A 20,338-nucleotide genomic window follows, 5' to 3' on the forward strand; every position below is an offset into this window, starting at 1 on the left:
ACGCACCTTTAGAGACTCAACCATGAGTGACTCTGTACACAAACATTCGCCTCAACGCCCGCTTGATCAAGCGCACGCAGGTCATGACCATACTGGCCATGATCACTCGGCCCATGGGCATGACGACCACGACCATGCTGGCCATGATCATTCGGCTCCGGTCACCTTCACTCCCGTGCGCCAGCACGAGCACCAGGCGCATTCCTGCTGCTCCCACGAAAGTGCTCCCGCCGTGGTGACGGTGGGCAGTGGCTCTACGGATAACGCGCAGCTGAGCAGTTTCCGCATCGAAGCGATGGACTGCCCGACCGAGCAGACGCTGATCCAGAACAAGCTGGGCAAGATGTCCGGGATCCAGAGGCTGGAATTCAACCTGATCAACCGCGTGCTCGGGGTCTGGCATGAGTTGCCGTCGACCGATCCGATCCGTGAGGCCATCGGCTCACTGGGCATGCAGGCCGATCTTATCGAGCAGGGCGCCGACACTGACACGGCCGCGTTGCCTGCGCCGAAAAAGCCCTGGTGGCCGCTGGCGCTTTCGGGTGTCCTGGCCGTGTCCGCCGAGGTCATTCACTTTACTGATGCCGCCCCAAACTGGGTGGTGGCAATCATTGCCTTGGTTGCCATTCTCAGCGGCGGATTGACCACCTACAAAAAGGGCTGGATTGCGCTCAAGAACTTCAACCTGAACATCAGTGCGCTGATGAGCATCGCCGTGACCGGTGCGGTGTTGATCGGGCAATGGCCGGAAGCGGCGATGGTGATGTTCCTGTTCACCGTGGCGGAGTTGATCGAGGCCAAATCCCTTGATCGCGCACGCAACGCCATTGGCGGCCTGATGCAGCTGACGCCGGAAACCGCGACCGTGCAACAGGAAGGTCAGTGGGTTGAGGTCGAGGTCAAACAGATTGCGCTGGGCAGCATCGTGCGGGTCAAGCCCGGTGAGCGTATCGGGCTGGACGGTGAGGTGGTTTCAGGTCAGTCGACTATTGACCAGGCGCCGATTACGGGTGAGAGCCTGCCGGTGGAAAAAACCATGGGCGACAAGGTGTTCGCCGGCACCATCAATCAGGCCGGATCGTTGGAATACAAGGTGACGGCAGCGGCGAACAACTCAACGCTGGCGCGGATCATTCATGCGGTCGAAGCGGCCCAAGGCGCTCGTGCCCCAACGCAGCGTTTCGTCGACAGCTTCTCGAAAATCTATACCCCTGCCGTGTTCTTGCTGGCCTTGGCGGTGGCCGTCATCCCGCCGCTATTCATGGGGGCAGCCTGGTTCGACTGGATCTACCGGTCGCTGGTGTTGCTGGTGGTGGCGTGTCCCTGTGCGCTGGTGATTTCCACGCCGGTGAGCATCGTCAGCGGCCTGGCGGCTGCGGCGCGCAAAGGGATTCTGGTGAAGGGCGGCGTCTACCTGGAAATGGGCCACAAGCTCGATTACCTGGCGCTGGACAAGACCGGCACGATTACCCACGGCAAGCCGGTGCAGACCGACTACGTTTTGCTCGACGAGTCGTTCGGCGAAAAGGCCGTGGCGATTTCGGCGAGTCTGGCGGGGCGTTCCGATCACCCGGTTTCGCAGGCGATAGCGACGTCGACCAAGCTGGACGTGCATCTGCAGGTTGAGGCGTTTGAAGCGTTGAGCGGACGCGGTGTGAAGGGTGAAGTCGAAGGGCGGTTGTACCACTTGGGCAACCACCGTCTGGTACACGAGGCAGGGCTGTGTTCGCCTGAGCTGGAGGCGCGTCTCGAGGCGCTGGAAAGCCAGGGTAAAACGGTGGTGTTGCTGTTTGACGGGACGGGGCCGCTGGCGCTCTTTGCGGTTGCCGATACGGTCAAGGAGAGCAGCCGCGAAGCCATTGCGCAACTGCATGCGCTGGGCGTGAAAACCGTGATGCTCACGGGCGACAACCCGCACACGGCCAAGGCGATTGCCGCCCAGGTGGGCATCGATCAGGCGCAGGGCAACCTGCTGCCAACCGACAAACTGCAAGCTATCGAGGATCTTTACGCGAAGAACCACCGTGTCGGCATGGTCGGCGACGGGATCAACGACGCACCGGCGCTGGCGCGTGCGGAGATCGGTTTCGCCATGGCGGCAGCCGGAACCGACACGGCGATCGAAACCGCTGACGTCGCCTTGATGGACGATGATTTACGCAAGATTCCGGCGTTCATCCGGCTCTCGCGAGATACCTCGGCGGTGCTCAAACAAAACATCGCCCTGGCGCTGGTGATCAAGGTGATCTTCCTGGCCGTGACCTTCGCGGGCGTGGCGACCATGTGGATGGCGGTGTTCGCCGACATGGGCGTGAGCCTGCTGGTGGTGTTCAACGGGTTGCGGTTGTTGAGGAAGTAAGTGGCTGCGGTGGGTCAGCACCATCCATAGTGACTGACACACCGCCTTCGCTGCCCTCGTAACCTCGGACGTCTCCCACAGGATCCGCGTTGACGCATGAACTTGTGTTCGCTCCTACAGAGCGGACTGCCCTCAAAATTGGAGTGATCGCACTTACTTCCCGTACGTCTCGCGTCCCCAGGCGATCATGCCTTCCAGCAATGCTTTCAATACCTCACGGGTGGGCTCTGCCAGGTCCGGGCGGTAGTGGAAGGGGACGAACTCTTCCATGTACGTGCTTTGCGTCAGCTCCAGTTGCACGGCGTGGATGTGTTCCGCCGGATTGCCGTAATGACGGGTGATGTGGCCGCCCTTGAAGCGGCCGTTCAGCACATGGCTGTAGCGCTTGGCGGCGGCGCAGGTGGCTTCCAGGCGGTGGGCCAGCGATGCGTCGCAACTGGCGCCGCTGAAAGTGCCCAGGTTGAAGTCCGGCAGCCGACCTTCGAACAGGTGCGGGATGTGCCCGCGAATCGAGTGCGCATCAAACAGCAGGGCATAGCCGAACTCGTCACGCAGACGCTCCAGCTCGTTGCGCAGCGTGTCGTGGTACGGCGTCCAGATTTGCTCCAGGTACGTCGCGCGCTCTTCCTGGCTCGGCGTTTTGCCTTCCTTGAATAACGGATCACCCTCGAACAGCGTCGACGGGTACAACCCGGTGGTGGCGCCGGCGTACAGCGGCTTGTCGTCGGATGGGCGATTGAGGTCGATAACGAAGCGCGAATATTCGGCAGACAACACGCTGGCGCCCAGGTCATGGGCGAAGTCGTAGAGCCGCGGGATATGCCAGTCAGTGTCCGGCAGGCTGACGGCCTCGTCCACCAGACCGTCACGCACGGTCGGCGTCAGGTTCAAGCCTGGGTGCGGCATGCTGATCAGCAGCGGTACACGACCGCGAGTGAAACTCAGAACCTTGTCCACAGTAGTCTCCCGATTAAAAGGTGCTCTCGACGCCGTGGCGCACGACGCGTTTTTCAAGATCGCCGCCGAGCCAGTACGCCAGATCGGCGGGGCGTTCGATGTTCCAGGCGACAAAGTCCGCGACCTTGCCGGCTTCCAGCGAGCCGTGGGTGTCGACCATGCCCAATGCCCTGGCGGCGTGGGTCGTGGCGCCCGCCAGTGCTTCCTCCGGCGTCATGCGAAAGAGCGTGCAGGCCATGTTCAGCATCAGTCGCAGTGACAGGCCTGGCGAGGTGCCGGGGTTGAGGTCGGTGGCGATGGCGATCTTCACGCCGTGCTTGCGCAAGGCGTCCATCGGCGGCAGTTGGGTTTCCCGCAGAAAATAGAAGGCCCCCGGCAACAGCACGGCTACCGTTCCAGCAGCGGCCATGGCGATGGCGTCTTCTTCGGTCATGAACTCCAGATGGTCAGCGGACAGCGCTTGATAACGCGCCGCCAGACTCGACCCGTGCAGCGATGACAATTGTTCGGCATGCAGTTTCACGGGCAGACCGAGTTGCCCCGCCGTGATGAACACCTGCTCGACCTGTTCGGTCGAGAAGGCCAGGTATTCGCAGAAGGCATCGACCGCATCCACCAGGTTTTCCGCTGCCAGCGCGGGCAGCATGTCACTGCAGATGTGGGCGATGTAATCGTCGGCGCGATCCTTGTATTCCGGCGGCAGCGCGTGAGCCGCAAGGCAGGTGTTGCGCACCGTCACGGGCAGTTGTTCGCCAAGCCTGCGCCCTACGCGAAGCATCTTGCGCTCGCTGGCGAGGTCCAGACCGTAGCCGGATTTGATTTCCACGGTGGTCACGCCGTCCTTGAGCAGTTGCAGCAAACGGCGCTGGGCGCTGGCGAAAAGCTCCTCTTCACTGGCGGCTCGTGTGGCGCGCACAGTGCTGGCGATGCCGCCGCCTGCCGCCGCGATGTCTGCGTAACTGACACCCTGCAGACGCTGCTCGAATTCACCGCTGCGATTGCCGCCGAAAACGGTGTGGGTGTGGCAGTCGATCAGGCCGGGTGTGACCCACGCGCCATTCAAATCCACGGTGTTGATGTCGCCCTGATCCGGCACTTCGGCGCGCGGACCGATCCAGACGATGTGCGCGCCGTCGGTCACGATGGCGGCGTCCTCGATGATCGAATAGGCGCCGTTCGCCATGCTTGCGACGTGACAGTGATGCCAGAGCGTTTTCATCAATACCTCCAGAGATTCACATTCTGTGGGAGTGAGCTTGCTCGCGAAGAGGCCAGTACATCCGCCATGATTTCTGGGGATGGAACCCGGCATTCGCGAGCAAGCTCACTCCCACAGGTTATTCATTGGCCGTTCGATCCCGCATTGATCATCTGCCTGGGCTTTACCCACACAGCGTAAGCAATCACCAGCAGCACGATCCACACGGCCCCGACGACCAATGCCGGCTGGGTGTCCGGGAAATACCCCAGCACCCCGAACACGAACACCATAAATGCCGTCGCGATAATCGGAGCCACCGGCCAGAACGGCACCGGGAACTTGAGCTGCGCGACGTCTTCGGCGCTCATCGAGCGGCGCATGGCGATTTGCGTGACCAGAATCATCAGCCACACCCAGACCGTGGCAAAGGTCGCGATGGACGCAATCAGCAGGAACACGTTTTCCGGGATCAGGTAGTTCAACACCACGCCGCAGAGCAGGGCTGCCCCCATCACTAGCACGGTCATCCACGGTACGCCATTGGCCGACAATTGCGCGAAGCCTGCGGGGGCCTGCCCCTGTTTCGCCAGGCCGTACATCATGCGTCCAGCACCGAAGATGTCGCTGTTGATCGCCGACACGGCCGCAGAGATCACTACGATGTTGAGGATGATCGCAGCGGAGGAAATCCCCAGATGGTCGAAAATCTGGACGAACGGGCTGCCCTGATCGCCAATCTGGTGCCACGGATACAGCGACATCAGCACGAACAGCGTCAACACGTAAAACAGCAGAATGCGCAGCGGCACAGCGTTGATCGCACGGGGAATCACGCGCTCCGGATTGCGCGCTTCACCGGCTGCGACGCCAATGATTTCGATGCCACCGAAGGCGAACATCACCACCGCCAGCGACGCCACCAGGCCGCCGATGCCATTGGGCATGAAGCCGCCCTGGGTCCACAGATTGCTGACGTGGCTGACGGATTCGCCAGATGCCGAACCGATGCCAAACAGCATGATGCCGAAGCCCGCCAGAATCATCGCAATGATGGCGCCGACCTTGAGCAGCGACAGCCAGAATTCAAGTTCGCCAAAGACTTTGACACTGCAAAGGTTGAGCGCGCCGATCAGGAACACGATGCCCAGTACCCAGATCCAGCGCGGGACGTCGGGAAACCAGAAGCCCATGTAAATGCCGAAGGCGGTGACATCGGCCAGGCAGACGATGATCATCTCGAAAGCATAGGTCCAGCCCAGGACGAAGCCTGCCAGCGGACCCAGATACGTCGTGGCGTACTGGCCAAAAGAGCCTGACACCGGATTGCGCACGGCCATTTCGCCGAGGGCGCGCATGACCATGTACACCATGGCGCCCGCGATGAGGTAAACGAGCAGGACGGCGGGTCCTGCGAGTTTGATCGCCGAGGCCGAGCCGTAGAACAGCCCGGTACCGATGGCCGACCCCAGCGCCATGAAGCGGATGTGACGAGCGCTGAGCCCGCGTTTCAGATCTGTTGCGTTTTGCGGTTTCATTTCACACTTTCCTAGTCTTTCTTTGCTGTGAAACGAAGGTGGGACACAGGTCCCTGTAGGAGCGCGCTTGCCCGCGATTGCAGCGTGTCAGCCAATGCATTCATGTCTGATCCACCGCAATCGCGGGCAAGCGCGCTCCTACAAAGGAACAGCGTCATGCCTTCACCCTCATTCCAACGACAGGCCCTCCTGGCCTGTCACCGATCAGAAACTCGGCAGCAGATCAGCAGAAACCAGCTCGCTCAGGCAGTTCGAAGCCAACAAATCAGTGGCGGCTTCGATGTCTGGCGCGAAGAAACGGTCTTTTTCGTAGAACGGTACTTTGCCGCGCAGGGTGGTGCGGGCAATTTCCAGTTTTTGAGAGGTTTTCAGGCCGTTGCGCAGGTCCAGGCCCTGACACGCAGCCAGCCATTCTACAGCCAGCACGCCTCGTGTGTTCTCTGCCATTTCCCAAAGGCGCTTGCCGGCAGCCGGGGCCATCGAGACATGGTCTTCCTGGTTGGCTGAAGTGGGCAGGCTGTCGACGCTGTGGGGATGAGCCAGCGCCTTGTTCTCGCTCGCCAGGGCCGCCGCGGTCACCTGAGCGATCATGAAGCCGGAGTTCACGCCGCCGTTGGCCACCAGGAACGGCGGCAGTTGCGACATGTGTTTGTCCATCATCAGCGAGATGCGGCGTTCGCTCAGCGAGCCGATTTCAGCAATGGCAAGCGCAATATTGTCAGCGGCCATGGCCACAGGCTCGGCGTGGAAGTTACCGCCCGAAATGACTTCGCCTTCCGCCGCGAACACCAACGGGTTATCCGACACGGCGTTGGATTCGATGGCCAGCACTTCAGCCGCCTGACGCAACTGAGTCAGGCAAGCGCCCATGACCTGTGGCTGGCAACGCAGGGAGTAAGGGTCCTGGACCTTGTCGCAGTCGCGATGGGATTCGGACACTTCGCTGCCGTCCCCCAGCAAATCACGGTAGGCCGCAGCGGCGTCGATCTGACCGCGTTGACCACGGGCGGCATGAATACGTGGGTCGAACGGTGCGCGTGAACCAAGAACCGCTTCAACCGTCAGCGCGCCGCAGCTCAAGGCGCCCGCGAACAGGTCTTCGGCTTCAAACAGGCCACGCAGCGCGTAGGCGGTCGAGACCTGAGTGCCGTTGAGCAGCGCCAGACCTTCCTTGGCCGCCAGCGTCAGCGGTGCGAGACCGGCGACGGCCAGTGCTTCCACCGCGTTCAGCCATTGGCCCTTGTAACGCGCCTTGCCTTCGCCCAGCAGCACCAGTGACATGTGTGCCAGCGGTGCCAGGTCACCGGACGCACCGACCGAGCCCTTGAGCGGAATGTGCGGATAGACCTCGGCGTTGATCAGGGCGATCAGCGCATCGATGACCTGACGACGAATGCCGGAAAACCCCCGGCTCAGGCTGTTGACCTTGAGCACCATGATCAGGCGCACCAGCTCATCGCTAATCGGTACCCCGACGCCAGCCGCATGCGAGAGCACCAGCGAACGCTGAAGGTTTTCCAGGTCGGCGCTGGCAATGCGGGTCGACGCCAGCAGGCCAAAGCCGGTGTTGATGCCGTAGGCGGTGCGGTTCTCGGCCAGGATCTGCTCCACGCACGCCACGCTGTTGTCGATCTGCTGATCGGCGCTGGCGTCCAGCGTGAGGGTCACGGGTTGCTGATAGATCGCGCGCAGTTGCGCCAGGGTCAACTGGCCGGGGATCAGGTTCAGCGGGGTCGCCTGTTGGGTATCGGTCACGATGCTGCTACTCCTTCGTTGATGTCGGTCGTGTGCCTTGAACTGGCTCCTGCCTGTTCTGCGTTTGTGGCGCTCGGGCTGCGACTGTTGTTGTGTGCCTGCGCGTGGTCGCGGCAGACCTGGAATACGGTTTCCAAAGACTCTTCGTTCTTGAGCAGCGTCACGCTGCTGGCGATGTCCGGGGCCAGCCAGCGATCTTCGTCATAGGCCGGCACGCGCTCGCGCAGCAAACGCCACGCTGCCTCGGTGCCGACGCCGAAGCGTGGGCCTTTGAAGAACTCGAACGCCTGAGCCGCCAGCAGGTACTCGATGGCGAGGATTTGCGTGACGTTCTCCAGCACCTTGTGCAGCTTCAGGGCGGCGCTGGTGCCCATGCTCAGATGATCTTCCTGCAAGCCGGACGTCACGTAGTTGTCAATGACAGCCGGTTGCGCCAGTTGGCGGTTTTCAGCGCACAGAGAGGCGGCGACGTACTGCACGATCATCATCCCGGAGTTGACGCCCGGCTGGCTCACCAGAAAAGCCGGCAGTCCGCTGACGGTCGGGTTGATCAGGCGATCCAGACGCCGTTCGGCAATCGAGCCCAGTTCAGCCATGGCGATGGCAAGCAGGTCGGCCGCCATCGCGACGGACTGGCCGTGGGGGTTCGCTTGAGACACCACCCGGTAAGCGTCCGGGGTGCCCAGCAGTAACGGGTTGTCGGTGGCCGAATTGAGCTCGGTTTCGATTTGCCGCGTGGCGTGGGTGAGTTGGTCGCGGGTTGCACCGTGGACCTGCGGAATTGACCGGATGCTCAAGGCGTCCTGCGTGCGGATGCCCTTGCTGTTGGCGAGCACTTCACTGCCTGCCAGCAGGCCGCGCAGGTTCTTGCCGACCTGCTGCATGCCCGGGTGCGGCTTGAGCGCGATGATGTCCTCGTCGAAGGCGTCGAGCTGGCCGCGCAGGCCCTCGAACGTCATGGCGCTGATCACATCCGCCCACTGCATCAGGCGGTTCACGTCGGCAATCGCCAGGCAACTGAGGCCAGTCATGCACGGCGTACCGTTGACCAGGCACAGCCCGTCCTTGGCGCCCAGCTCGACCGGGCTCAGGCCTTCTTCACTCAGGGCTTGCAGCGCGGAGATGACCTGACCGCGATAACTCACCTGGCCGACGCCCAGTAGCGCGATACCAATGTGCGCCATGTGCGTGAGGTAACCCACCGACCCCTGAGACGGCACCTGTGGCGTGATGCGGCGGTTGAGCAGGGCGATCAGCGCTTCGACCACCTGGCGGTGAATCCCCGATTTTCCCTGGCTGTAGTTGATGATCGCGGCGCAGATGATCGCGCGAGTCTGCTCATCGGGCAGTACAGCACCCACACCGCATGCGTGACTGAGCAGCGTGTTGCGCGACAGGCGACTCAATTGCTCGCCCTCCAGCGACACGTTGCACAGCGCGCCCAGGCCGGTGTTCACGCCGTAGGCGCGCTCGCCGTTGGTGACGATGCGCTGCACGATGGCCTGTGCATTGTCGATACGCGCCCAGGCGCTGTCCGACAGCGCCAGACGGGCGCCGTGACGGGCCACGGCAGTGACATCCTGCCAGGTGACCAGCCGATCGCCGATGATGATCTGTTCTGCTCGCGACATGACTGCAACCGTCCTTAAAGGGTCGCCACGCGCCGCTGGACGAAACGATCAACGTAGTCGTCGGCAGGCGAGTAGAGGATTTCTTTCGGGGTTCCGACCTGAATCAACCGGCCGTCCTTGAGGATGGCGATGCGGTTGCCGATCCGCACGGCTTCGTCGAGGTCGTGGGTGATGAACACGATGGTTTTCTTCAGTGTCGATTGCAGTTCCAGCAACTGGTCCTGCATCTCGGCGCGAATCAACGGATCGAGCGCGCTGAACGCTTCGTCCATGAGAATGATGTCGGTGTCCGCAGCCAGTGCCCGGGCCAGTCCGACCCTCTGACGCATGCCGCCAGACAGTTGATGCGGGTACTTCTTCTCATAGCCCTTCAGGCCCACCGTGGTCACCCAGTGTTGGGCGCGCTCGGCACACTGCGCCTTGCTCTCTCCGCGTACCGTCAGGCCGTAGGCCACGTTGTCCATCACGGTCTTGTGCGGCAGCAGGCCGAAACTCTGGAACACCATGCTGATCTTGTGCCGGCGAAAGTTGCGCAGCGCTTCCATGTCGTAGTTCAGGATGTTCTCGCCGTCGACCAGAATCTCTCCGCTGGTCGGGTCGATCAGGCGATTGAAGTGACGCACCAGCGTGGATTTGCCAGAACCGGACAGGCCCATGATGACGAAGATTTCGCCGCTGCCGATGGACAGCGACAAGTCGTTCACGCCGACGACGCAGCCGGTCTTCGCCAGCACCTGATCCTTGCTTTGATTCTGCCGGACCATCGCCAGCGCATCCTTGGCGCGGTTGCCGAAGATTTTGTAGACGTTTTTGACGACGATCTTGTTGGGTTCTGTGCTCATCATTTGCTCGCCTCATGCCGTGGACGGCCATAGGCCTGCGTGATGCGGTCAATCACGACCGCGAGAATGACAATGGCCAGACCCGCCTCCAGACCACGACCGACGTTGAGGGTCTGAATCCCCACCAGCACGTCTTCGCCCAGGCCGCGTGCGCCGATCATCGAGGCAATGACCACCATCGACAGGGCCATCATGGTGGTTTGGTTGACACCGGCCATGATGCTCGGCAAGGCAAGCGGCAGTTGCACGCCGAACAGTTGCTGCCAACGGTTGGCGCCGAATGCGTTGATCGCTTCCATGACTTCGCCGTCCACCTGGCGAATCCCCAGGTCAGTCAGACGAATCAGCGGCGGTGCGGCATAGATGACCGTGGCGAAAATCGCCGGAACCTTGCCCAGGCCGAACAGCATCAGCACCGGAATCAGGTACACGAAGCTGGGCATGGTTTGCATGATGTCGAGCAGCGGCATCAGGACCGCGCGCAGGCGGTTGCTGCGTGCAGAAAGAATCCCCAACGGCACGCCGATGAGCACCGATATGAAGGTGGCGACCAGCATCAGGGCCAAAGTCTGCATCAGCTTGTCCCACAGCCCGACCGCGCCGACCAGGAACAGCAGGCCGATGATGATGGCCGTGGTGGTTATCTTGCGTGTCGCGTGCCAGGCGATGAGGCCGACGATCGCCAGCAATAGCCACCAGGGCGCTACGCGCAGCAGTCCTTCGAGTTTGACGATGGCCCACAGCAGCGTGTCGGAGATGTGCCGGAACACATCGCCGTAGTTGGTGACCAGCTTGTCGACCCAGTCGTTGACCCAGTCGGCGATGGAGAACGTGAAGCTTTCGGGGAACATAAGCGTGTCTCGATCTATGAAGTGTTCGCTCAACGTCTGTAGGAGCGAGGCTTGTCCCGCGATCGGCGGGGTACCCGTCGTAAAACCTGCCAATGTGATCTGCCTGACAGGCCGCATTTACAGATTTACTGCCGCTTCGCGCCAGTTCGCGGGACAAGCCACGCTCCTACAGGCAACGCTGCCCGTCAGAGTGACGCATCAACCTTCCTGGCAGCGTCTTCGCTGACCCACTGGTGCCAGACTTCAGGATGTTCCTTGAGGAAGATCTTCGCCAGTTTTGGCGACTCGATGCGGTCCTTGGTCATGCGGGCCAGGTTCTGGTTCAGCAAGTCGATCGGGATGTTGACCTTTTCCATGACAGCGACCAGCTCGGGTGCCTGATCGTGAAAGACTTTGGACAGGCCTACCTTGATGTCGATGGTCTTGCTCACGCCGGGCTTCTCCTCCAGGCGCACCATGTCCACCTGTCCCATCAGCGGTGTCGGGGACCAGTAATACGCCAGAATCGGCTCGCCACGCTTGTAGCTGGACAGAATCGCCGCATCCAGCGCCGGGCCGGTGCCTGGGCGGAAGTTGGTGAACTTGTCTTCCAGACCGTAGCTTTTCAGCATCTCGCTGTTTTCCAGCTCGCACGTCCAGCCTGCCGGGCAGTTGTAAAAACGCCCTTTTTCAGGTTCTTCCGCATCCTTGAACAGCGCGGCGTATTTGCCCAGATCGGCGATGGACTTCAGGTCCGGCGCCTTGGCTTCCAGCTTGCGCTTGGCGTCGCCCTCGATCACGTAACGCGGCACGTACCAGCCTTCAACGGCGCCTTTGACCGGTGCGCCGACGCCGACCACTTTGCCCGCTGCTTCGGCCTTGTTCCAGACCTCGCTGCGCCCGACCCATTCTTCTGCAAAGATCTGGATGTCGTTGGTGCTCAGGGCGTTCTCCATGGTGATGGAGTTGCCGGGCAAGCTGTCCACTTCACAGCCGTAGCCCTTGTTCAGAACGACTTGCAGCACGTCCGTCAGCAGCATGGCGCTTTCCCAGTTCAAGCCGGCGAATTTCACCGGTTTGCCGGACTCGCACCATCCCGCCGCCTGACTGGCGCCGCTGGCAAGCACGCCCACTGTCAGCAGCGTGGATAGCAGGGCCTTGTTGGTTTTCATCGTGAGACGCTCCTGGTCTTGAGTTGGATTACGGCAGTAAGCAAGTGGCATCCTGCCGATGGGATGGACACTGGGTGGTCCCGTCCCGCTTCACTCCAGCTTAAACAGACGTGCATCAGCGGCCGTCAGTTCATCGCTGTTCCAGTGGGCACACCATTGACCCGTGCCTGGGGCGTCTCCTGCTCGGTGGGCAGGATCAAACGATCGGCGATCTTGCCGGGCCACGTCTTCGCGGCGACGTAATACAGCGCGGCCGGTACCACAAGGCCGATGATCCACGAGATATCCGTGTCATCCAGACGGGCGACCAGAGGTCCGGTGTAGAAATGCGTCGAGATGAACGGCATTTGAATCAACACGCCAATCACGTAGATGCCAATGCCGGTCCCGTTCCAGCGGCCGTACCGCCCATCCGGGTTGGAGAGTGCCGGGATGTCGTAGCGCTCTTTGGTGATGCAGTAGAAGTCGACGAGGTTGATCGCGCTCCACGGCGTGAAGAACGCCAGCAGGAACAGGATGAACGCCGAGAAATCCTTGAGGAACGAGTCCTTGCCCAACAATGCCAGCGCAGTGGCGATGCCGACCATCGCAAAGATGTAGGTCAGGCGCAGTGCGCTGGAAATGTGGCGGTTGCCCCGAAAGCCGCTGACGATGGTGGCGATCGACATGAAGCTGCCGTAAGCGTTGAGCGTGGTGATAGTGACCTTGCCGAAAGCGATGCTGAAATACAGCGCCGCCGCGACAGCGCCTGTGCCGCCCAGGCCGACGATGTACGAGACTTCATGGTGAGCGAAGTTCTTGCCGGCCAGCGCCGCTGCAAACACCCCGAACACCATGGACGCCTGCGCACCGATCACTGAACCCAATCCCACGGCCCAGAACGTCTTGCTTGCCGACGTGCTGCGCGGCAGGTAGCGCGAATAGTCAGCGACATAGGGGCCGAACGCGATCTGCCAGGAGGCCGAGAGGGAAATCGCCAGCAGGAAACTGCTCAGCGAAAAGTGTTTGTTGCCCAGCAGAGCGCCGACGTCGTTACCGGCCAGCAGGGCGCCGAACAGGTAGATGAACGCGATCACGCCGATGACACTGGCAACCCGGCCGATCATATGAATGACCCGGTAGCCGAAGATGGTCAGGATGACGATGGCGGCGGCGAACATCACGATGCCTTGCCAGTCCGGGACGTGTATCAACTGAGCGACGGCTTGCCCGGCCAGCAACGAGCCGCTGGCGGAAAAGCCGATGTACATCAGGCACACCAGCACCAGCGGGATTACTGCCCCGTAGACGCCGAATTGCACTCGACTGGAAATCATTTGTGGCAGGCCCAGTTTCGGGCCTTGTGCCGCGTGCAGCGCCATGACGCCACCGCCCAGCAACTGACCGACGAACAGACCGATCAGCGACCAGAACACATCGCCGCCCAGCACCACGGCCAGCGCCCCGGTCACAATGGCAGTGATTTGCAGGTTCGCACCCAGCCAGAGGGTGAATTGACTGAACAGACGGCCATGTCTTTCCGCGTCAGGGATGTAGTCGATCGAACGCCTTTCGATCACGGAAGAGGGTGCAGCACGATCATCTGGAACAGCCATCTCAAACATTCCCCTGAAGCGAGTGTTGGTATGCATACGGGTGACCGAGAAATCCTGTAGGAGCGCGCTTGCCCGCGATCAATCTCACTGCCGCCCCAATGGGCCAGGCGAAAAATCGCGTGGAAGTCCTTCGGCCCTTGTCGCGGGCAAGCGCGTTCCTACACCCTTTGCCTGTCAATCAATCATCGGCAGGTTCAGGCCCTGCTCTTTGGCGCAGTCGATCGCGATCTGGTAACCCGCATCGGCGTGGCGCATGACGCCGGTCGCCGGGTCGTTGTGCAGCACGCGGGCGATGCGCTCGGCCGCCTCGTCGGTCCCGTCACAGACGATGACCATGCCCGAGTGCTGCGAGAACCCCATGCCGACGCCGCCGCCGTGGTGCAACGACACCCAGGTCGCGCCACTCGCGGTGTTGAGCAAGGCGTTAAGCAGGGGCCAGTCAGACACGGCATCGGAGCCATCGCGCATGGATTCAGTCTCGCGATTCGGACTTGCCACCGAGCCGGAGTCCAGGTGGTCACGACCGATCACGACCGGTGCCGACAGCTCACCACGACGGACCATTTCGTTGAACGCCAGGCCCAGCTTGGCGCGTTGGCCCAGGCCGACCCAGCAAATTCGGGCCGGCAGACCCTGGAAACTGATGCGTTCGCGCGCCATGTCCAGCCAGTTGTGCAGGTGATCGTCGTCCGGGATCAGCTCCTTGACCTTGGCGTCGGTCTTGTAAATGTCTTCCGGGTTGCCCGACAACGCGGCCCAGCGGAACGGACCGATGCCACGGCAGAACAGTGGGCGGATATAAGCAGGCACGAAGCCCGGGAAGTCGAATGCGTTGCTCACGCCTTCTTCTTTGGCCATTTGACGGATGTTGTTGCCGTAGTCGAAGGTCGGGATGCCTTGTTTCTGGAACGCCAGCATCGCCTCAACGTGTTTGGCCATCGACTGCTTGGCGGCTTTGACCACAGCAGCCGGTTCGGTGGCGGCACGCTCACGGTACTGCTCCCAGGTCCAGCCTGCCGGCAGGTAGCCGTTGAGCGGGTCGTGGGCGCTGGTCTGGTCGGTCACCATGTCCGGGCGCACGCCACGCTTGACCAGTTCGGGAAGGATTTCAGCCGCATTGCCCAGCAGCGCGATGGAGATCGCCTTGCCTTCGGCGGTGTACTTCTCGATGCGGGCCAGCGCGTCGTCGAGGTCGCTGGCTTGTTCGTCGACGTAGCGGCTTTTCAGGCGGAAGTCGATGCGGCTTTGCTGGCATTCGATGTTCAGCGAGCATGCGCCAGCCAGGGTGGCGGCCAATGGTTGTGCGCCACCCATGCCACCCAGACCTGCGGTCAGGACCCACTTGCCTTTGAGGCTGCCGTTGTAATGCTGGCGACCGGCCTCGACGAAGGTTTCGTAGGTGCCCTGAACGATGCCCTGGCTGCCGATGTAGATCCAGCTGCCGGCGGTCATCTGGCCGTACATGGCCAGGCCCTTGGCATCCAGCTCATTGAAGTGTTCCCAACTGGCCCAATGCGGGACAAGGTTGGAGTTGGCGATCAGCACGCGGGGAGCATTGCTGTGGGTCTTGAAGACGCCGACCGGCTTGCCGGACTGCACCAGCAGGGTCTCGTCGTCGTTCAGGTGGGTCAGGCTCTCGACGATCTTGTCGTAGCACTCCCAGTTCCGCGCTGCGCGGCCAATGCCGCCATAGACCACCAGTTCGTTCGGGTTCTCGGCGACATCCGGGTCGAGGTTGTTCATCAACATCCGCAGCGGCGCTTCGGTCAGCCAGCTTTTGGCGGTCAGTTGGGTGCCACGGGCAGCGCGGATTTCTACGTCGCGGCGCTTGGTCCAATGCTGAACTGGGGGGGTGTTGTCAGTCGTCACGTCACAATCCTCGATGATCAATCCGGCCCAGGCACTGGGCTGAGGGTGCCTGTGTCGAACAGGCGGAATATGGGTTTAGCAGATCGGGTGCCGCTGTCGGTGTCTCCAGGCGGGGGCTACCAGCGCTTCTGCACACTCATGTTTACTTGTACATACAAGCATATGCAACCATAGGGCCAACTCGTCGGTTACCCCTGTGAAAAGGCTGGAAAGCTACGTCTGGTCTGCCTTGAGCTAGATTGATGGACTGGCGGGGTTACAGGCTGCACCGTGAATTGCCGGACAGAATTGTTACTTTAGGGGGCGCGCGCCCTACGAAGGTGCAATCGGTAACAGAAAGTTGAATTGTTTGTGGCGGCCATATGGCATCTACTGCGCCGGCATTCATAAAAATATTTCACCGCAGGTGTAACCAGGGCGAGCGATGGACCGAATTACTGATCACGCTGCGCACAATGCGGCTTTGCGCAACCGGGAGATGCACCTGAAATCGTTGTTCGTCGCAGGGCAGGACGGGGACGGGCGTGCGTACCGAACATTCCTCTCGGAGTTGAGTACCCATTTACGCGGGTATTTAAGAGGGCGGCTGCAGCGCCAGCCAGGCGAAATCGAGGATCTGCTTCAGGAAGTGTTACTGGCCATTCACAATGGCCGCCACACGTACCGTATGGATCAGCCTCTGACGGCTTGGGTTTTTGCGATTGCCCGCTATAAACTCACCGACTTTTTTCGAGCCCGTTCGCGGGGCGATGTGTTCAACGATTCGCTGGACGACACCGCCGAGCTGTTCGCCGAACCCGAGCTTGAGCCTGCCCAGGCCAGTCGCGATCTGAGCAAGCTGCTCGGTGAGCTGCCGGACCGTCAGCGTTTGCCGATCATGCACGTGAAGCTGGAAGGGCTGTCGGTGACTGAAACAGCGAAGATGACGGGGCTTTCCGAATCCGCCGTCAAGATTGGCGTGCATCGCGGCCTCAAGGCGCTGGCGGCGCGCATACGAGGTACACAATGAAAACAGATGACCTGATTTCGATGCTCGCCGGCGGCGTCACGCCGGTAGATCGCGGGCAGCTTGCCAAGCGTTTCAGTCTGGCCGTGGTCGTGGCTGCGCTGGGTTCGCTGCTGATGATGCTGGCCGTTTTTGGCGCCCGTCCCGATCTGGCCGTCGTGGCCCGAACCCCGCTGTTCTGGGGCAAGGTCGCATTGCCGTTTTGCCTGGCCATCGGTTCGCTGTGGATGGTCACGCGTCTGGCCAGGCCAGGGATGAGCGCAGGCTCGGGACGCTGGGTAGTCAGTGCCGGTGTATCGGTTGTCTGGGTGGCGGGCCTGTACGCCTTGTTTCAGGCTGAGCCGGACACGCGGGTGGCGATGATTTTCGGCAAGACCTGGCGCACCTGTGCGTTCAACATCACGCTGCTGGCGATTCCCGGTTTTATCTCGATCTTCTGGGCCTTGCGCAGCATGGCGCCGACCCGGCTTCGCCTGGCGGGCGCGTGCGGTGGGTTGCTTGCCGGTTCGCTGGCGACGATCGCCTATTGCCTGCATTGTCCGGAAATGGAAATTCCGTTCTGGGGCGTGTGGTACCTGTTGGGGTTGTTGCTCTCCACCGTGATCGGCGCGCTGATCGGGCCCCGTGCGTTGAGGTGGTAATGCGGGAGCCAATTCAACGGTTTTCGTTGCCCGGATCGTCTTAGCCCGCTTTGACCGCTCGTCCTGCGAACTGGATCGGGCCGCTCGGCTTGTTGGTCGGCGAGCCTCCGGCTTTTTCGAGCGACAGTTCGAACAGTTGGTTGGGTTGCAGCGGCGGCAACCGGTCAGTCGGCACTTTCAGCGTTTGCCCGGGAGCGACGAGCCCCAGAGAGATCGGGCCTTCCCAATCGTCGGCCTGAGTCCAGAACTGCAGCACCTTGCCGGGCGGTGGCACGTCGGACTTGTCCACAGGCACCAGCTCGATCCCGCGCAAGTTGCTGGCCTGAACCACCCAGCCGGCGTGGTTGCTGTCGGGCGTGGACAGCACCGACAGATACGCCGGTGCCGGTGGGTTCGGCACCTGGCCAAGCAGTTGTGTGGTCGAAATCACCGAAACCGCCAGACCGAGGCCGGCCAGCATGCGCCAGAGGCCGGCATTGTCCCACGTGCTGGTCCGACGTTTTCTGCGCTGGGATTTGCCCGCCGTCGGAATAAACGACACGCCACCCAGATGACGCTCGACACGCTGCCACAAGCGGGGAGGGGGCGTGGCGGGCTCGGCCATTTCGGTCAGGGTCAGCAGCCGCGACCGCCAGCCGTCTATGGCCTTGCGAAGCGCCGCATCGTGCAGCAAGCGCTGCTGCACCTCGGCCCGTTGTTGCGCGTTCAGGGTTCCCAGGACGTACTCGCCAGCGAGGGTCTGTACGTCCATTTCAGGAATCTTGTCTTGTTTTTCACTCATCCAAGCCACTCCCGCAGCGCAGCAGGCCTGCGCTCGATGCAGGCGTTCACCGTGCCCGACGGCGCACCCGAAGACGTGTGCGATTGCTGATGAGAATAACCGCCGATGCAATCCTGAAACACACTGTTACGACGCACGGGGGCGATTTTTCGACATCGGTGCGCACATGCCAGCGGTTTAAGGGAGCACCTTCAGATGACCTTGACCGCGCGCCCGATGAACTGAATCGGCCCCGTTGGCTTGTTGATCGGCGAACCCGTGGATCTTTCGAGGGTCAGCTCGAACAATTGGTTTGGCTGCAGAGGTGGCAGGGAGTCCAGCGGTACGCTCAGTACCTGGCCGGGTTTCACCAGCCCTAGAGATACAGGGCCCTTCCAGTCGTCGGCTTTGGTCCAGAACTGCAGCGCCTTGTCATCGGGTATGGATGTTTCACTCAACGGGATCAGCTGAATGTCACGGCTATTGTTGGCCTGAATGACCCAGCCAGGCGCCTTGTCTTGAGGGGCGACGAGCACCACCAGATAAGACGGCAGTGGTTTGGTGGGCTGCTGGGTCACCAGCACCGCCGCCAGCACGACCGACGCGGCGATGCCGAATCCTGCAACGCTGCGCCACAGATTGAGGCTGTCCCACCAGCGTGTGATTCGATCGTGTGTTGATGAAGCCTGCGTTCCGGGTGCTGCGGACATCGAGTCGAGGGATTGTTCGATCCGGTTCCAGAGCGACGCACTCGGAACAATGGGTTTCGCCAGGTCTGTGAGTGCCAGCAAGCGGATCTCCCAATCGTCCACCGCCTTGCGCAAATCGGCCTCCTGTTCAAGGCGCCTTTGAACCTCTGCGCGTTGCTCAGCATCCAGTGTGCCCAGCACATACTCACCGGCCAGAGCGTGGACATCGTCATCTGGCGGGGTGCCAGGTTTTTCGTTCATCCGATGCACTCCCGCAACGAGGCCAGGCTGCGTTTGATCCAGGCTTTCACCGTGCCCAACGGTGCCCCCAGTTTCCGTGCAATCTGCTGATGTGAGTAGCCGTCGACGTAGGCATGAAAAATACAGTTGCGGCGCACCGGCTCCAATTGTTCAAGGCAGGTATAGACCCGCCCCGGGTTCACGCGCCAATCGAATGCGTCGCCCATCTCCTGCCAACCTTCAAGCGGTGTCTGAACGTGACTGTCGCTATCGCTGTCGTCGTCCATCGACACTTCCCGCGCGCTGTTGCGCACACTGTTGAGCGCCAGGTGCCGCGCCACGGTGAACATCCAGCCTCGAGCGCTGCCACGTGTGGCGTCGAAGCCCGCAGCGCCGCTCCAGATCTTGATGAAAGCGTCGTGCACGATGTCTTCCGCGCGTGCACGATCGCTCACGATACGTTGCACAACGCCGAGTAAACGAGGGCTTTCCTGCTCGTAAAGCCGTTGCAGCGCCGACCGCTCACCGCGGGCGCAGGCATGCAACGCTGCTTCGTAGTCAAAGGGTGTCTGAGGTGCGGACAAATTAATCAGCCATGAAAAAAATACGCCGTCCACGAACCTGATTCGGGGCTCCTGCGCAGCAGCATAGACCACTTCCTGCGCAGGATACGGAATCGCCAGCGATCAGTTACTGGCCCAGAAAATGTAGTCAGCCTGGTACTTCACCACTTCCTTGGCGCCTTGGTTGGCTTGGGTGCAGCTGCTGGAAGGTGCAACGCCACCTTTGAGCGCAACGCGCTGGATGTAGGTGACGCCGGTCATGGCGCCTTTGCCTTCTGCAGGGTTGGCTTTGACCAACTGGTAGGGGAGGTTGCCCGCGCCGGAGGGGGCAACGGCCAATTGGGTGCCCGTTACCTTCGACCCGTCTTTGGCTTCCCAGGTCGCTGGCGGACCGAAGTAGGTGCCGACTTGCTTGCCGCTGCGGTCATTGAGAACCGCTTTGGGGCCGACGAATACCCATTCCGTTTCCGTGGCACTGTTGGCTTTGGCTTTGCACTCGTAGGTGATTTCGCCGACGCCCGTCGTTTGCATGCTGACTTTATGGCCGTCAGGGACTTTGATGCTGTCGGGCAGTTCGGCTTGGGCAAATACAGAGGTGACACAGGCCAGGGTGAGGGTGCTGGTGGCCAGTCGCAGGCAGTTTTTAGCATTCATCGCAGTTTCTCCTGGGGGGGTATTCAGTACGGCAGCACG

Annotated in this window: 17 protein-coding genes; 3 read left to right on the forward strand and 14 right to left on the reverse strand. The window is 61.5% G+C overall.

Annotated features, from left to right (window positions below; all coding sequences use genetic code 11):
- Positions 1-22: 22 nt before the first annotated feature.
- Positions 23-2,359 carry a heavy metal translocating P-type ATPase gene (locus tag BMY73_RS21720; protein WP_092409653.1) on the forward strand — a complete coding sequence of 779 codons (2,337 nt, stop codon included), beginning with the start codon at positions 23-25 and terminating at the stop codon, positions 2,357-2,359.
- Between the two features lie 153 nt (positions 2,360-2,512).
- Here BMY73_RS21720 and hutG read toward each other — a convergent pair whose 3' ends face one another.
- The 10 genes from hutG to hutU form a co-directional block, all read right to left on the reverse strand.
- Positions 2,513-3,316: an N-formylglutamate deformylase gene (hutG, locus tag BMY73_RS21725; RefSeq protein ID WP_092409655.1), complete on the reverse strand. Its 804-nt coding sequence runs from the start codon at positions 3,314-3,316 to the stop codon at positions 2,513-2,515.
- Positions 3,317-3,329: 13 nt separating this feature from the next.
- Positions 3,330-4,535, reverse strand: a complete 1,206-nt coding sequence (gene hutI / locus BMY73_RS21730; protein WP_092409657.1) for an imidazolonepropionase — start codon at positions 4,533-4,535, stop codon at positions 3,330-3,332.
- A 122-nt stretch (positions 4,536-4,657) separates the two neighbouring features.
- Entirely contained in the window at positions 4,658-6,052 is a 1,395-nt protein-coding gene (locus BMY73_RS21735; RefSeq protein ID WP_092409659.1) for an amino acid permease, read from the reverse strand.
- 204 nt (positions 6,053-6,256) lie between these two features.
- A complete protein-coding gene (gene hutH, locus BMY73_RS21740) occupies positions 6,257-7,807 on the reverse strand; it encodes a histidine ammonia-lyase (RefSeq protein WP_062379319.1) in 1,551 nt (516 codons plus the stop codon).
- Complete coding sequence (hutH, locus tag BMY73_RS21745) at positions 7,804-9,438, reverse strand: histidine ammonia-lyase (protein ID WP_092409661.1); 1,635 nt, start codon at positions 9,436-9,438, stop codon at positions 7,804-7,806. Before hutH (BMY73_RS21745) ends, hutH (BMY73_RS21740) begins: the two co-directional genes overlap by 4 nt.
- Before the next feature lie 14 nt (positions 9,439-9,452).
- On the reverse strand, positions 9,453-10,283 hold the full coding sequence (locus BMY73_RS21750) for a quaternary amine ABC transporter ATP-binding protein (protein ID WP_092409663.1): 831 nt from the start codon (positions 10,281-10,283) through the stop codon (positions 9,453-9,455).
- The gene (locus BMY73_RS21755; protein ID WP_092409665.1) at positions 10,280-11,131 is read right to left on the reverse strand and encodes an ABC transporter permease; all 852 of its coding nucleotides are present in this window, start codon (positions 11,129-11,131) and stop codon (positions 10,280-10,282) included. The genes BMY73_RS21750 and BMY73_RS21755 overlap by 4 nt, the downstream gene beginning before the upstream one ends.
- Positions 11,132-11,316: 185 nt before the next feature.
- Positions 11,317-12,282 carry an ABC transporter substrate-binding protein gene (locus BMY73_RS21760; protein WP_092409667.1) on the reverse strand — a complete coding sequence of 322 codons (966 nt, stop codon included), beginning with the start codon at positions 12,280-12,282 and terminating at the stop codon, positions 11,317-11,319.
- A gap of 125 nt (positions 12,283-12,407) precedes the next feature.
- Positions 12,408-13,877: a purine-cytosine permease family protein gene (locus BMY73_RS21765; RefSeq protein WP_092409669.1), complete on the reverse strand. Its 1,470-nt coding sequence runs from the start codon at positions 13,875-13,877 to the stop codon at positions 12,408-12,410.
- 174 nt (positions 13,878-14,051) lie between these two features.
- A complete protein-coding gene (gene hutU / locus BMY73_RS21770) occupies positions 14,052-15,746 on the reverse strand; it encodes a urocanate hydratase (RefSeq protein ID WP_092409671.1) in 1,695 nt (564 codons plus the stop codon).
- 424 nt (positions 15,747-16,170) lie between these two features.
- Between hutU and BMY73_RS21775 the strand changes: the two genes are divergently transcribed.
- Complete coding sequence (locus BMY73_RS21775) at positions 16,171-16,755, forward strand: sigma-70 family RNA polymerase sigma factor (protein WP_092409673.1); 585 nt, start codon at positions 16,171-16,173, stop codon at positions 16,753-16,755.
- Positions 16,752-17,393, forward strand: coding sequence for a DUF1109 domain-containing protein (locus BMY73_RS21780; RefSeq protein ID WP_092409675.1), 642 nt, complete (start codon positions 16,752-16,754; stop codon positions 17,391-17,393). Before BMY73_RS21775 ends, BMY73_RS21780 begins: the two co-directional genes overlap by 4 nt.
- A gap of 40 nt (positions 17,394-17,433) precedes the next feature.
- Here BMY73_RS21780 and BMY73_RS21785 read toward each other — a convergent pair whose 3' ends face one another.
- The 4 genes from BMY73_RS21785 to BMY73_RS21800 form a co-directional block, all read right to left on the reverse strand.
- Positions 17,434-18,174, reverse strand: a complete 741-nt coding sequence (locus tag BMY73_RS21785; protein ID WP_092409677.1) for an anti-sigma factor — start codon at positions 18,172-18,174, stop codon at positions 17,434-17,436.
- Positions 18,175-18,365: 191 nt separating this feature from the next.
- Positions 18,366-19,103, reverse strand: a complete 738-nt coding sequence (locus tag BMY73_RS21790; RefSeq protein WP_092409679.1) for an anti-sigma factor — start codon at positions 19,101-19,103, stop codon at positions 18,366-18,368.
- Positions 19,100-19,666 carry a sigma-70 family RNA polymerase sigma factor gene (locus BMY73_RS21795; RefSeq protein WP_092409707.1) on the reverse strand — a complete coding sequence of 189 codons (567 nt, stop codon included), beginning with the start codon at positions 19,664-19,666 and terminating at the stop codon, positions 19,100-19,102. Before BMY73_RS21795 ends, BMY73_RS21790 begins: the two co-directional genes overlap by 4 nt.
- Positions 19,667-19,768: 102 nt before the next feature.
- Complete coding sequence (locus tag BMY73_RS21800; protein ID WP_092409681.1) at positions 19,769-20,299, reverse strand: DUF3455 domain-containing protein; 531 nt, start codon at positions 20,297-20,299, stop codon at positions 19,769-19,771.
- Positions 20,300-20,338 lie beyond the last annotated feature (39 nt).

The sequence above is a fragment of the Pseudomonas sp. NFACC02 genome (genome assembly GCF_900110765.1).
Classification (GTDB): Bacteria; Pseudomonadota; Gammaproteobacteria; order Pseudomonadales; family Pseudomonadaceae; genus Aquipseudomonas.